A 13,873-nucleotide genomic window follows, 5' to 3' on the forward strand; every position below is an offset into this window, starting at 1 on the left:
CTTCAACAAGCTCAAACACTTCAGAGCCGTCGCCACCCGCTACGACAAGCGAGACGACAATTTCCTCGCTTCGATCCAACTCGCATCAATCCGCATCTGGCTGCGAAGTTATGAGTCGGTCACCTAGACTGGACTATCGGCAAGCTGAGCCGGGGCGCTGGCGAAAAGCCTAACCGGCCAACCGCGGAGCGGTCACGAACGATAACCGGGCCGCTGAGGGCAATATTGGAGCAGCTACGAGTCCGCCTTGCCAAACGATTTGCCGATAAATGCAGCTAGACCGCCTTTCTTTCCCTTCTCAACACGGGCATGTCGTTGAGCGTTTGGCAGCAGTGTCATTGTTTCAGGAGACATCCTTTGAAAGAGAGAGTCTACCCACTCTATCTTGCTCAATTCCGGAAGCGGTTGAATTGGAAGGCCATAGATGTAGTGTGCGCCGTCGGCTATGAACCCAATCACCTTGCCGCCGCCACGCCGATCAAGCGACACGATCTGCGGCACACCGCCAGAAAGTGGATCGCTTTTCTTCTCCAACGCGTCACAAAACGCTGAAAAAATCGACCGGGCGGTGCCACCCTGAGGGTTCGCGTCCCAAGCGTCGATTTCGCGATCCAGCGCGTGGTCGCCGCTTCCAAGTTTCACCAGCACCGCACTTTTCAACGGAACGCCAACGTCGATCTTCTGGTCCGTCCAGGTCCGACGCCCAACTCGATAACTGGTCTTCCAAAGGTAAAACGACCCTCTTAGCCCCTCACCATCTCGTGCACCATGCAAGATGGTGAAGTCGTAATCCGGAGCATTATGCCGCCGTTCAAATGACCGCTTCAGATACTCAACAATCTTGTCGTGCCGCATTTCAGCGTTTGCCTGTTGATCCCAAAGCAGGCTTTGGCCGGCTAAATCGCCGAGTTGACCGAGGACTAAGGTTGGGTACAGAACGTCGCCACAATATCCGAAGATGTCCGCCGTCCGGGACGCAAATACCTTGCGGCCGCTGTCCCACCGGTAAGATTCTGAGCCCCATGTAATCCGGCTATCTCCCACAATGTAAATTCTGCTTGGACCTCTAGAATCGACTGAAATCCAGGATAATAGTGTTGTCACTTGACTAATCGCCCCTTTATATCCAAAGGACATACTGAGTTCGCGAGGCAACTCCCAGACGTTCCACCATTCTTGCGGGACGTGACGGTCGAGGACCTGTGTCGGCCCAGTCCATACTGGGCCGACACGGCTGGGTACCAGAGCGGACCCAGTTCGCGCTTGCCGTAGCGCTGCCTGAATCGCTGCTGGATACTCGCCCGAACACGTTGAACTTTCCTTATAGAGGTCGGCAAAGAGGAGAATCGGGGGGCATGGCGGAAATTGAGTTTTCTGAACGAGAGCGCCAGAATGCGCTCGTGCTCATCATACACAATGAGCGCCCGCTGGATGCAGCTGAGGTTGCGAACCTCCTGCGCGATCTTAGCGCCGACTACAAGCGCGTGACGGGAAGTCGGCTTGTCCTGGCGCGTTTCGAAACCGGCTCGTCGGGCTTCCTGCTCTACGATTATCTCATCCTGGCCGGTGGCGGCGCATCGGCTCTCACCGCCATCGCGGTCGCGACCGGCCACATGGCCAAGTTCGTGACGTGGATGAAGGGATTCTTCAAAGGCACGCAGGCGATGCCTCCAAGTCCGCTGATCGAGTTGCCGGATATGTCGAAGGTTGCGAAGGCAGGCCTGCGACTCGCCGACACGGCCATCAAGAACCGTATCGAGTTCGATTTCAGCTATGAGGCGGATGCCAAGGCGGGCACCCAGAAAATTGCCTTCAAGGTGACGCCCGCGGAGGCGCTGGAAGCGAAGAGTCGGGAGAAGGCCCGGCAACAGTTGCTTACCGGCCCGGAGACGGTGCGGCGGCTAACTGCTGCCGTTCCGCAGGCCCAAATCGAAGACTTCACCAGAAGGGTGATTACGCACGCCCGGTCTGGCAGCTCGTTCGACCAAATTGATAACCTGGTCGAGGCCTTCGTGCAGTTCATGAAAGACAACGGCAACGCTCACCAGTTGCCACAGCTTGCGTTGTCATTTGAGATGCAGGGCAGGTCGGACATCGGGCAGGTCATACGCCGACGTATCGACAACGGACCGGGCACAGTGAGCGTCAGCGTAGAGGACTAGGTTCAATCAAGCCTTAGGACAGGACTGCTGCTGACTTCTCCGCTTCCTTTGCATCAGCGGCAGTTGCCCGCTCTTCGAATGTCGGGAAAATGGTCTGAAGCTCCTCGGGCGGTATCCGCTCTTTGCCTTTCTCAAGGATACCACTGGTACAGATCGTGATGAACCCGACACCGAACTGAGAGATGGAGATCATGCAGTCCTCCTTCTCCTTGTACCCGTAACGGTACCCGAACCGCCTACCGTAGTCCTTGATGTTACTCCGGCCGCCGACCTCTTTTTTTGGCAACATCATATTTATGTAGTCGGTTAGCTGCGACGCGCGCGGATGGCGGCTGTGAACCGTTGCCGTCCAGATGTAGTGCTTCTTCGTAAGGAACTTGCCGCCCGTTTCCTTGTAGTAGATCGCACACGCCATCTTCCGCCCGATCGTCGTGGCCGCCGCAGGAAACTCCGCAGGCACACTAGCCAACGGCATGTTCGACAGATCGGCGTCCGCTGGCACCCGAATCCCCATTTCAGCCAGCGCCGCCGCCTTGGCCTGATTGCCGAGCTTGGTGTTCAGAAGCGCGGCCGGATAGTTGTTCTTAATGCCGTCCTGCAGCCGCCACATCGACCACAAGTCCTTGGTGAACAGGTCGGGGTTTCCCATCTGCATGTAGTAGCCGAATATCTGGTCCTCTTTCTTGGTCGAGCCGTTGCAGGCCTCACACGCGGGGAACTCAAAACCCTCCGGGAAGAACCCACGCGGGAAGCACGCCTGTGGCGGGATGTGGTCGACCGTGGACGACTTGGCCACGCCTCCACACAGACAGCACAGCGGGTTGTCCCCCAGCATTTGCTGGTAGCGGCTCTTCTTTTGTTTGGCCTGTCCCATTATTTCAGCAGCCCATGCAGGAGGTCGTTCAGTTCGATGCTGCCATGCAAAACGCGCCGGCGAGGGCATCGATCTCTGGAATTGAGAGCGGCCCATTATGCTGCGCATACGAACCGCGACGTTTCTGGTGTTCGGTAACTCTATCATTTGACTAGCGCAATTCATGCGGCGTTTTGCGCTTGGCCTGAATTCTGGCCACCACAATGTGATATTTTAATTCAGACCCATCCGGCACCTTTCGCTCCACGCTGATCTGTTCGGAAATGTGCGGCTGATGGCCATTCCGATCCGTAAGGTCGAGCACCAGTAGGAAACCGAAACAGACACCGGTCGTCAGGTAGCCCGTTGCCTGACCGGCATATCGCTTCGCAAGTTCGGCGTTGTCGGGCACGTTGTCGTCCTTTTTCACCTCGACGATCGACTTCACGCCACGATACTCGATAGCGATGTCGGCGCGACCGCCACCGGAGTCGCGGGCTTCGGCTCGGAACGATGGCGCGTCCGACGTCGTGAGGAACTTCAGGAAATCCAGTTGAAGGTCGTGTTCGACCGGCAGATCGGCGCCGCGCCGAAATACGTACTCAGCAGACGGATCGGTACTCTTGCCAGCGTTGGCGCGAAAATCGAGAAAACGGACGATGAGCGTACACATGTGTTCCAGCAGCGCTCGAGGATGGTCGCGCTGGTAGTCGGGACTGTCTGAGAGCTTCTCCATGACGGCGGCCCATAGCTCGGCCACTTGCCGATTGCGATCTATCGCCACATCGAACTGCGCCGCGGTCATCGCGGCTGTAGCTGCGTCGAGGCCGGCTTTCTTGAGGCCATCGACCAGCCAGCCTTCAGTAGATTCGTCAAAAGGGCTGCGATGGACGGCTCCGGCCAGTGACTGCTGCACCGTGTCGCGTAGTTGTCCGACATTCAGCGCCAGATCGCTGTCAGCGTTCTCGGCGAGCCACTGATCTAAGGTCTGCAGATAATATCGCCGTTTCCGCAGCGATTGGACGAGCGCCTCCCGTCCGAGAATATCGGCGCCATGGCCATCGGATCGCGAGAACATGTTCTCGCTCGCGAAGAATATCGATAGCAACTCTTCCTCGATCACGATGGCCGCTTGCAGCCAAATGTCCTTCGTGAACGTGTGAGCGACCATGGCTAACTTGGTGGCCATCGACAGCCAGTGGAAACGCTCGCGGGACGACGCCCCGAGCCATGAATGCGCAGAGTGACGGTCCACGGCATAGGCCGAATACTCGATGGCTGCCCCACGAAGTTTTGGCAGATCCAGCGCAAGATCAGAGTGCAGTCCCCTGCTCTGCACATCGATCAGAACAGATGTGCAGATCTCATACAGCGCAGCATCCGAACGCCCTTCGCTCGCGGCAAGCGAACGGCGAAACCACCCCTGCGCCGCCGTCAAGGCTGACGTGAGCGCGTCCTGCGTCTTGGCCAGCAACCCCTCCTGCAGGCGATCAAGCCCAAGCTCAAGGGCAGCTTCGTCCGCTACCTCGTCGACATCCACTAGCCTGGAGAGAAGGTCTCGGAAATCGTCTTCAGGGTATCGACGCAGGATGGCGCCCGTAACCTTGGCGATGTGACGCAGATAGGCGTCGTCGTCGTCCGCCTTTACATCCAGAAGGTACGACTGCAGGCGCCTAACTAAGCTGGGATCGCCCTGCGCCACGACGAGCGCACCGCGCAACGCCTGCGATCGCATCCAGCCATGCTCAGACCGGGGCTCGAAACGGCTGCGGAAGATCTCCCACGCACTGCGGCCGAAAGCCTTCGGAATCGCTGACAGTTCGCCGAGGCAGTCGACCATTTCCGCAATAGAGGTGGCGTCATCCTCGCGCTCGAGTATCCGCAGCAGAGCGCGCTGAACGGTGGCCGTGGTCACCCAACTAGTCAGCCAGCAGAACGCGTTGGCACGTTCGGTTTCGGAAGGCAGGGCCTCAATCGCGGCCAGCACTTCGTTCTCTTCAGCCGTTCCCGGATCTGGAATGGACTTGCCTTCCGTCGTCAGGAGCTCGAATGTGTCTTCCATCGTCCCACCGGTCAGAAGAGGTATTCATCCCCCTTGGCGTGCAGCCGGTGATCGATAGGCACAACCGCCTCCACGGCCTTGCGTGCGATCGTGCCTATAATGATCTGAACGCCTCCGATGTCCTTTGCAGCAGATGCAACGCTGTCGAGCATCTGCTCAAAGTCCTCGTTCACGACCTCTTCCGACGCCGGCGAGTCGATGATCAGCAGGCCTGGATGCCGGCCATACCCGCGACGCTTGGCCACCTCCACCGCCGCTAGCGAGATGGCGATCTTGATGCGCAATTTCTCGCCCATCGTCAGATTGCTGAAATAGATGTCGGCGCCGCCTTGGTGGACCTTCAGCTTCCCGCCGCCATCTAGGTGCATGCTGGTGACGTGGGATACACCGAACTTCTTGGCGAGGGACATTACCGAATCGGCGATCTCCGTCAGGACATCCGACTGCATAGAGGTCATCAGCGTTTTGCTGACTTCGGTAGCGGCGCGGAGAATCTTGAGTTCACCCTGTATCTCTGTGTCCTCGTTGGCAGGCGATTGCAGCGAGGTCACCAATTCCCGAAGCTGTTGGGCCTGGGCCTCCAACTGCACCACGACGAGTTCGGGATTGGTCGGCAACGTGGAGATGGCTTCTTGGAGGTTTCGTACCCTGCTCATTCCGGCGCTGAGCCGTTCGGTCGCGTCCTTTGCTGTCTTCTCGCTGGCTTTGAGCTTGGCCTTGGCGATCTGGAGTGACGTAGCCAATTCCTCCACCAAGGTCTGGGCGTCCTGGATGCGATCACTGTCCAGATCGTCTTCGTGGACCGGCAGGTCGTTCTTGCACAAGGCGCAGGTATTGCCGTCCGCGTGCCGAACCGCTGGCGCAGCGTTCTCGAACGCCGCCTCGCAGGCGGGACAGCAAGTCGGGCTGAGCTGACGGAACGAGTATCCTGCCGACCGCTCATCCTCTAGCTGCTTGAGCCTTCGCCGTGCGGCGTCGTAGCTGGCTGTGACGGACGCGACGGTCGCCGTGTCCGCCTCGAAGGCGACCCGAGCGGTCTCGGCCGCCTTCCTATCGGTCGCAGTCTCCTTGTCAAGCCGCGCCAGTTCCAGTCTTATTGCAGCGCGGTCGTCGGTGCCACGAGCCTTCTTCGCATCGGTAAGCTGACGCTCGACTTCGAGAAGCCTGGTATTGAGCACCGCGTTCACGCCTGGTTGGTTCGGTCGATCGGCCAGTGCCTGCTCGACCTGCTTCTGCGCAGTTAACGCAGCGCTATAAGTGGAGACCCACGGCAACCCAATGAACAGTTGGAGGAGGCGAAGCGGGAGCCCGTCGATGGGAAGGTCGCCGAACAGCGCCTTCGGCTCAATAGAACTCGACAGAAAGAACGTCGAAGCTATCAGGGGCCACCCGTGGGGATGACCGCCCGTACTCTTGTTGTGAGCGTAGATCACAGGGAAATCGAGCTCCTCCATCATCAGGTGCTCGGTTTGCGACTTCAGCCCGTCCCCAGCGTCGCCTTCGTAGAGCGTGATCCATTGGTCGTCGCCATCGCTTCGGCTCAGCGTGGCCCTACCTTCTGCCGCCTTCTCCTCGCCGGCCGCCTTGCTCAATTCCAAGCGATGCAGGACGTCGTCGATGCGATACCGGATTTCGATGGTCTCTAGCCACTTCCAGACGTCGGGCTTCACCCGGCCGGGAAAGTCGCCGCGGATTGCGGCTTGGAGCAGGTTCAGGATGGACGACTTTCCTCGCAAATTGCGCTCGGACATCACCGCCCAGATGCCGGTCCCCAGGTCCGACCAGGACAGCTCGAACGGTCCGTCGCGCTCGGACTCGGCTCGAACGCCCGTTAACTTGATGCTGTCGAAGCGAAGGCTCTTGGCACGCGGCGGTGTGGTCTGCGCGCGAATACCGTACTTGAGCAGGACGCTTTGAACATCTGACCCCGGACTGGTGCTGTCCTCGGCGATGGCCTTGATCCAGGCGATCTCGGTCGCCTTGATGGTCCGTTCCGTTCTCATGGTTCCAATCCGACGATCTTGGCCAAGCGTTGTTCGACTTGCTCCCGGATGGTCGGTATCACGTCGCCTTGGATGGTGTTTCCGTACTCTGGGTGCTCGTACTGCCATTCCTTCAGGGCAGATCCGCTCTTGCCGCAGGCGACCCGCATGACCAAGGCTAATCGGTCACGATACCACGCCAACTCCGGGTGATCCTGAACACACTTTTCCAGGAACGAGATCGCCTTTGGTGATATGAGGTACTCGTACCGACGAATCTTGCCGTCATCACCGGCGAGTTGCATCGGTCTCGCCAAGCCGTAGTAGCTCAGCATTGCAAGGGCATCCTCGACGTTCTGGTAGGCGCCGTGCCGCCAGCGGACCATCCGCACCAGTCTGACGCAAGGCTCGTCGTCGAGGAAGATGCGCTGAACCGCCTCCAGCAGCTCGGGCTCGCGGGTCTCCTCGTAGAGATCCAGCAGGGCGTCACCCAAATAGTCAGGATAACGGACGAGGAAGTCTATGGCCATCAAGCGTTTCTCGGCTCGAAAGACCTTCACGCACTCCTCTGTGGGCTTGTCGGCGTCTTCGCTGCCCGCAACCAAGATGAAAAGCAGCCGGAGCGCGTCGCGATGTCTATAGCTCGGCTCGCGCGATGCTCGGAACCGCGTCACAGTTTCACCCGCTGGCCCGTCCCCCTCGACCAAAACATACATACCGGAAGTGCCCCCAACACAGAAACCATGATATCTCAAATGGCTTAATTCCGCGAATCTAGTCCGACACTACACCGGCGTATTCTGACGTATGTGGGTGTGAAGAAAATGGTGGAATGAGCCACATCGGCTATCATGCCGGTTCGGCTTCGGTTCTTTCAGACCTCTCGATTTGCGCGTGGTTTTCTTCCCGAGCAGTCTTGGTGATCAGGTACTTCTCCAATTCTGCAGCGTGTTTTTCGCAGCCTTTTGCCTGCTTGCGAAGAAGCGAGACGTGGTCAGAAAGTTCTTGCGTTGTGCAGAGGCCTATTGGAACCAGGGACCGTTCACCGTTCCGAAGCACAGGATACGATTTGACCAAGCGCGTATGGCCGGGAAGGACCATTTGAGGAGACGCGGGATCGTCGCTCATCCCCACGCGCTTCAACATGCGTGTAACGACACCCACAAGTTCCTTCTTAGCGAACGCTCTATAGAAGTCGGCATGCGGGCCTGTCAGAGGTTTGCTTTGGAAGATCTCTTCAACGATTTCGCTCGGTTGCGCAATCTGGCCAGCCTCCATCCGCTGCCCGATAAGTTTATGCAGCTCCGACAGAAGCGCAGAGTCTTTGGCCATGAGCTTCATCCTATCGACTGTTGAATGGGGAAACTGGTAAAGCCTAAACGGCTGTCGACCCGTTTCTGGGCTCGCAGCATCCAAACGAGAGTTAATGACGCTGTAAGATAGCTGGGAATCAGCCACCGATTCTAAGATTTGTCAAAGCCGTTGCTCTGACTTTGTTCGAGTTTGCAGGTGACAACGACGCGGGCGAACCTCCTGCGGCTGCCGGCATAATGCCGTCGAAGCACGTTTGCCAGATCGCCGACTACTTTATCGTCAGATAGGCACTCGAGTTTCAGCACCGAAGCGACGGATAACGAACTGCGCCAAGGCTGCATCAATTGGGCGATGGGGCCGGGAGCAATGACGGTCGCTTAGCTGCGAGCGTTGTCATCGCCAATGACTGCTTCCGAGATAGCGCAAAGAGGAACCCAATGGCGTGAATGGGGGCGCTAAGCGGACGTCGCGGAAAGTGCCGTCGAAGGTTGGCAAAGGGCCAAAACCCACCCATCGATCTCAAAATCGATCCGTCCCAACCCCCCGCCGCCCGCCCCTCAAAACCCCACGTAGCGCAGGCCCGCCGTCACCACCACGGCGCCGATCACCGCGAAGAAGTCGCTCTTCAGGAACTTCGCCGCCGCCAGCGCGGCCACCAGCCCTGCCGCCATGGCGAGGTCGCCATGGGCGGCGGTGGGGGCGACGATGGCGACGATGACCGCGCCGGGCAGGCATTCCAGGATGCGCCGCACGCGGGGGGTGAGCGGGATGAAGCGCATCACCATGAAGCCGGCGGTGCGGTTGAACAAAGTGGTGACCGCCATGACGCAGATGGCGGCGAGGGTGGAGGCGTCGAGGAGGCTAGTCATCGGTGAAGCCTCCCGCGATGGCGCCGGAGACCGCGCCGATGAAGATGAACCACCAGCCGGGCACCAGATAGGAGGCGGCCACCGAGACCGCCGCCGCCACGCCCCAGCCCACCACTTCGCGGCGGCCCTTCCAGTTGGGCACCAGCATGGCGATGAAGAAGGCGGGCACCACCACGTCGATGGCCACGGCCTTGGGGTCCGGCAGCCCGCCGCCGAGCACCTGCCCCGCCACGGTGGAGAGCACCCACATGAGCCAGGTGAAGGAACCCGAGCCCACGAAGAAGGCCGCGTCGCGCCCGCCTTGCGAATAATAGCGCATGGTGGCCGCCCAATTGTTGTCGGCCAGCAGGAACAGGGAGGGATAGGACTTCCAGGCCGGAAGCTCGCTGAGCCAGGGGCGCATGGAGGCGGCCATCAGCAGATGGCGCATATTCACCGTGAAGGTGAGGACGGCGAGCGCCAGGAGGCTCGGCACCGTCCACTGGGCCTGCCAGCCTTCCAGCGCCACCATCTGGGCGAGCCCGGCGAAGACGAGGCCGCTGGAGAGCGCGGTCTCAAGCCAGGAGAAGCCCTTCTGCGCGGAGGCCGCCCCGAAGGCGAGGCCGAACAAAAGCATGCCCGGCATCAGGGGCACCATGACCCGCGCGCCGGCCAGGAAAGCCTCGCGGGTAAAGCGCACGGCGGTAGGGGAGGGCGCGTCCATGGGGCTCCGCGGAATCGAGGCACCCGCTCATGCCATAGGCCCCCGGCGCCGACCAACCCGATTTGCGCATGGCCGCGCGGCCAGCTACGCCGCCAGTGCGGGGGAGAGGATCTGCTCCAGCCCCTCGTCCCAGGGTGGTACCGAGCCGTAGAGGGCGGCGAGGTGATCAATGAAGACGCGCACCTTCTGGGGCAGGAAGCGGCGCGAGGGATAGACGGCGAACACGCCCACCCGGCTCGACGCATGGAAGGCGGGCAGCACCACCTTCAGGCTGCCGGCGCGCAGCTCCGGCCCCACGTCCCAGGTGGAGCGCAGCGCGATGCCCATGCCCGCCAGAACGGCGGCGCGCACCACCTCGTTGGAATTGGTGCGCAGGGTGGACTGGGCGCGCTGCACCACGGGGCCGTCCGGGCCTTCCAGGCGCCAGGGATCCTGGCTGTGGGTGGCGAGCAGGCGGTGGTCCGCAAGGTCGGCGAAAGTGCGCGGCTCGCCCGCCTGCGCGAGATAAGCGGGGGTGGCGCACAGCACGCGATGGACCGGCGCGAGGCGGCGCGCCACGAGGCTGGAATCCGACAGGTCCGCGATGCGCACGGCGAGGTCGAAGCCTTCGCCCACGATGTCCACGAAGCCGTCGGAGAGTTCGAGGTCCACGGTGAGGCCGGGATTGGCCTCCAGCAGCGGGCCGAGATGGGGCGCGATGTGCAGGCGCCCGAACGAGGTGGGCGCGGCCACCCGCAACAGGCCCCGCGCCTCCGCCGAGCGGCGGGACAATTGGCTCTCCGCCTCCTCGATATTGGAGAGGATGGCCACCACCCGCTCATAGAAGCCTTGTCCCGCCTCGGTCAGCGTCACCTTGCGGGTGGTGCGCTGGAACAGGCGCGCGCCGAGCCGCTCCTCCAGCCGCTGCACGCGCTTGGAGACGACGGGCGGGGAGAGGCCCAGCTCCCGCCCCGCCGCCGAAAGGCTGCCTGCGGTGACGATGCGGGCGAAGATTTCCAGGTCCCCCAGATTGCCCAGCATGGGCCGGCTTTCCGGCGCGGAGCGGCGGGCCGGCGGGGTAGGAGAGGGGCGGCGGATTTTTTCCATGGGCGTCGGGATTTTTAACCGAAAGGAACATAATCCGCGACGGCTTTTTCCGTCTGGAACGATTATAGTGTCCATGGAGGACAACGAATCCAAGGAATACCGCCGAAATGAGCCTCAGGCTGCCGGCACCGGACGAAGGCGTGCTCGCACGCCGCGCGCAGATCATCGCCGACCTCTCCGCCATCGTGCCCGGCGAGGGCGTGATCTTCCGCGAGCGGGAGATGAAGCCCTACGAATCCGACGGGGTGACCGCCTACAAGCAGCTTCCGCTGGTGGTGGTGCTGCCCGAGACCACGCAGCAGGTGAGCCGCGTGCTGGCCTATTGCCATGCGTCCGGCGTGCGCGTGGTGCCGCGCGGGGCGGGCACCTCGCTGTCGGGCGGCGCCCTGCCGCTGCAGGATGGCGTTCTGCTGGGGCTCGGCAAGTTCAACAAGGTGCTGGAGATCGACTATGCCAATCGCTGCGCCGTGGTGCAGCCGGGCGTCACCAATCTCGGCATCACCCGCGCCGTGGAGCATGAGGGCTTCTATTACGCGCCCGACCCCTCCTCGCAGATCGCCTGCACCATCGGCGGCAATGTGGGGGAGAATTCCGGCGGCGTGCACACGCTGAAATACGGGCTCACCACCAATAACGTGCTGGGCCTGGAAATGGTGCTCATCACCGGCGAGGTGGTGCGGCTCGGCGGCAAGCACCTGGATGCGGGCGGGCTCGATTTGCTGGCCGCCATCGTCGGGTCCGAGGGCCTGCTGGGCGTGGTGACGGAAGTGACCGTGCGCCTCCTGAAGAAGCCGGACGTGGCCCGCGCGGTGCTGGTGGGCTTCCCCACCTCCGAGGATGCGGGCGACTGCGTGGCGAAGATCATCGCCGCCGGCATCATCCCGGCGGGCATCGAGATGATGGACCGCGACGCCATCGCCGCCGCCGAGGCCTTCGTGAATGTGGGCTACCCGCTGGATGTGGAGGCCCTGCTCATCGTGGAGCTGGACGGGCCGGAGGCGGAGTGCGCGCATCTGCTGGAGGAGGTGAGCCGCATCGCGGCCGCCTGCAAGTCCTCCACGCTGCGGGTCTCGCAAAGCGAGGAGGAGCGGCTCGGCTTCTGGGCCGGGCGCAAGGCCGCCTTCCCGGCGGTGGGGCGCCTGTCGCCGGACTATCTGTGCATGGACGGCACCATTCCGCGCAAGCAATTGCCCCTGGTGCTGTCCCGCATGCGGCAGATGTCGGCCCGCCACGGGCTGCGCGTCGCCAATGTCTTCCATGCGGGCGACGGAAACCTGCACCCGCTCATTCTCTATGACGCCAACAAGCCCGGCGAGATGGATGCGGCGGAAGCCTTCGGCGCCGACATCTTGCGCCTGTGCGTGGAGGTGGGCGGCGTGCTCACGGGCGAGCACGGCGTGGGCGTGGAGAAGCGCGACCTCATGCCCGAAATGTTCGACGCGGTGGACCTCGCGCACCAGCAGCGCCTGAAATGCGCGTTCGACGACCAGGGCCTGCTCAATCCGGGCAAGGTGTTCCCCACCTTGCACCGCTGCGCGGAGCTTGGTCGCATGCACGTGAGCGGGGGGCAGGTGCCCTTCCCCGACCTTCCCCGCTTCTGAGCCCGCCGGACATTTCCCATGATTGAGACCGTGCATATTTCCGACGAGGCGGGCCTTGTGGCCGCCGTGGCGGCGGCTGCCACCGAGGGGACGGGCCTGGACATTGCCGGCCACGGCACCAAGAGCGGCATCGGCCGCGCCGTGCCGGCCGGCCGCAGGCTGGACCTGTCCAGGCTGTCGGGCGTCACCCTCTATGAACCCGACGAACTGGTCTTCACCGCCCGCGCCGGAACGCCGGTGCGGGAGATCGAGGCCATGCTGGCGGCGCAGGACCAGATGCTGGCGTTCGAGCCCATGGATAGCGGCGCGCTGCTGGGAACGCCCGCCGGGGCGGGGACCATGGGCGGGCTGTTCTCCTGCAATCTCTCCGGCCCCCGTCGCCTCAGCCATGGCGCGGTGCGTGACCATGCGCTTGGCATCCGCGCCGTGTCGGGGCGGGGCGAGGCGTTCAAGTCGGGCGGGCGGGTGATGAAGAATGTCACCGGCTATGACCTGCCGCGCATGCTGGCGGGCTCGTTCGGCACGCTGGCGATCATGAGCGAGATCACGCTGAAGGTGCTGCCGCGCCCGCAGACGCAGGAGACGCTGCTGGTGTTCGGGCTCGATCCCGCCGCCGCCGCCCGCGCCATGAGCGCGGCCATGGGCTCCTCCTGCGAAGTGTCCGGCGCGGCCTATCTGCCGGCGGAGATCGCGCGGCGGCGCGGCGAGGTGCCGGGCGAGGTGGCGGTGGTGGCGTTCCGCCTGGAAGGCTTCGCGCCCTCCGTGCGGGCCCGCCGGGCCATGCTCATTTCCGTCATGACGCCGTTCGGGGGCGTGGAGGTTCTGGAGGAGACCGCCTCGCGCGGCCTCTGGGCCATGGTGCGGGACGCACTGCCCTTTTCGGGCACGGGGGAGCGGGCGGTGTGGCGCATCTCCACCGCGCCCATGGCCGGGCCGGTGCTGGCGCGGCTCCTCGCCGACACGCTGGGCGCCGAGACCTTCTGCGACTGGGCGGGCGGGCTCGTCTGGGTGCTGATGCCCGATGCGCAGGCGCAGGCCGGCGCGGTGCGGGCGGCGCTTCAGCCCCAGGGCGGCCATGCCACTTTGGTGCGCGCCACGGCCGCCGAGCGCAGCGGCGACGTGTTCCAGCCGCTGGAGCCGACCCTTGCCGCCCTCACGCGCCGCGTGAAGGCGAGCTTCGATCCCAAGGGCATCCTCAATCCGGGGCGCATGTATGCCGAACCGTGAGCACGCGCGCCGCG

The 13,873-nt window shown here is 62.6% G+C and carries 12 protein-coding genes and 1 pseudogene; 4 read left to right on the forward strand and 9 right to left on the reverse strand.

Translation table 11 applies throughout. The annotated features are described in order from the left end of the window. Positions 1-127, forward strand: a pseudogene (locus EJJ38_RS01795) (IS5/IS1182 family transposase); the annotation flags it as partial. Positions 128-234: 107 nt separating this feature from the next. Here the strand turns inward: EJJ38_RS01795 and EJJ38_RS01800 are convergent. Next, a complete protein-coding gene (locus EJJ38_RS01800; protein WP_127088413.1) occupies positions 235-1,137 on the reverse strand; it encodes a hypothetical protein in 903 nt (300 codons plus the stop codon). 218 nt (positions 1,138-1,355) lie between these two features. Between EJJ38_RS01800 and EJJ38_RS01805 the strand changes: the two genes are divergently transcribed. After that, positions 1,356-2,162: a hypothetical protein gene (locus EJJ38_RS01805; protein WP_127088414.1), complete on the forward strand. Its 807-nt coding sequence runs from the start codon at positions 1,356-1,358 to the stop codon at positions 2,160-2,162. A gap of 13 nt (positions 2,163-2,175) precedes the next feature. Here EJJ38_RS01805 and EJJ38_RS01810 read toward each other — a convergent pair whose 3' ends face one another. From EJJ38_RS01810 to EJJ38_RS01845, 8 genes are all read right to left on the reverse strand, one after another. Continuing rightward, positions 2,176-3,036, reverse strand: a complete 861-nt coding sequence (locus EJJ38_RS01810) for a hypothetical protein (protein WP_127088415.1) — start codon at positions 3,034-3,036, stop codon at positions 2,176-2,178. Positions 3,037-3,187: 151 nt separating this feature from the next. Continuing rightward, positions 3,188-5,077, reverse strand: a complete 1,890-nt coding sequence (locus EJJ38_RS01815; protein WP_127088416.1) for a hypothetical protein — start codon at positions 5,075-5,077, stop codon at positions 3,188-3,190. 11 nt (positions 5,078-5,088) lie between these two features. After that, entirely contained in the window at positions 5,089-7,080 is a 1,992-nt protein-coding gene (locus EJJ38_RS01820) for an ATP-binding protein (protein WP_127088417.1), read from the reverse strand. After that, on the reverse strand, positions 7,077-7,775 hold the full coding sequence (locus EJJ38_RS01825; RefSeq protein ID WP_127088418.1) for a hypothetical protein: 699 nt from the start codon (positions 7,773-7,775) through the stop codon (positions 7,077-7,079). Before EJJ38_RS01825 ends, EJJ38_RS01820 begins: the two co-directional genes overlap by 4 nt. Positions 7,776-7,908: 133 nt before the next feature. Next, positions 7,909-8,391, reverse strand: a complete 483-nt coding sequence (locus EJJ38_RS01830) for a hypothetical protein (RefSeq protein WP_127088419.1) — start codon at positions 8,389-8,391, stop codon at positions 7,909-7,911. A 539-nt stretch (positions 8,392-8,930) separates the two neighbouring features. Further along, on the reverse strand, positions 8,931-9,242 hold the full coding sequence (locus EJJ38_RS01835) for an AzlD family protein (protein WP_127088420.1): 312 nt from the start codon (positions 9,240-9,242) through the stop codon (positions 8,931-8,933). Continuing rightward, positions 9,235-9,945, reverse strand: coding sequence for an AzlC family ABC transporter permease (locus EJJ38_RS01840; RefSeq protein ID WP_127088421.1), 711 nt, complete (start codon positions 9,943-9,945; stop codon positions 9,235-9,237). Before EJJ38_RS01840 ends, EJJ38_RS01835 begins: the two co-directional genes overlap by 8 nt. An 84-nt stretch (positions 9,946-10,029) precedes the next feature. Continuing rightward, complete coding sequence (locus EJJ38_RS01845) at positions 10,030-10,965, reverse strand: LysR family transcriptional regulator (RefSeq protein WP_127088422.1); 936 nt, start codon at positions 10,963-10,965, stop codon at positions 10,030-10,032. 173 nt (positions 10,966-11,138) lie between these two features. On the opposite strand from EJJ38_RS01845, the gene EJJ38_RS01850 reads away from it, so the two are divergent. Both EJJ38_RS01850 and glcE read left to right on the forward strand, forming a co-directional pair. Beyond that, a complete protein-coding gene (locus EJJ38_RS01850) occupies positions 11,139-12,632 on the forward strand; it encodes an FAD-linked oxidase C-terminal domain-containing protein (RefSeq protein WP_127088423.1) in 1,494 nt (497 codons plus the stop codon). An 18-nt stretch (positions 12,633-12,650) separates the two neighbouring features. Continuing rightward, positions 12,651-13,859, forward strand: a complete 1,209-nt coding sequence (gene glcE / locus EJJ38_RS01855) for a glycolate oxidase subunit GlcE (protein WP_127088424.1) — start codon at positions 12,651-12,653, stop codon at positions 13,857-13,859. Positions 13,860-13,873: the final 14 nt, after the last annotated feature.

This window comes from Aquabacter cavernae, assembly GCF_003993795.1.
Lineage (GTDB): Bacteria > Pseudomonadota > Alphaproteobacteria > Rhizobiales > Xanthobacteraceae > Aquabacter > Aquabacter cavernae.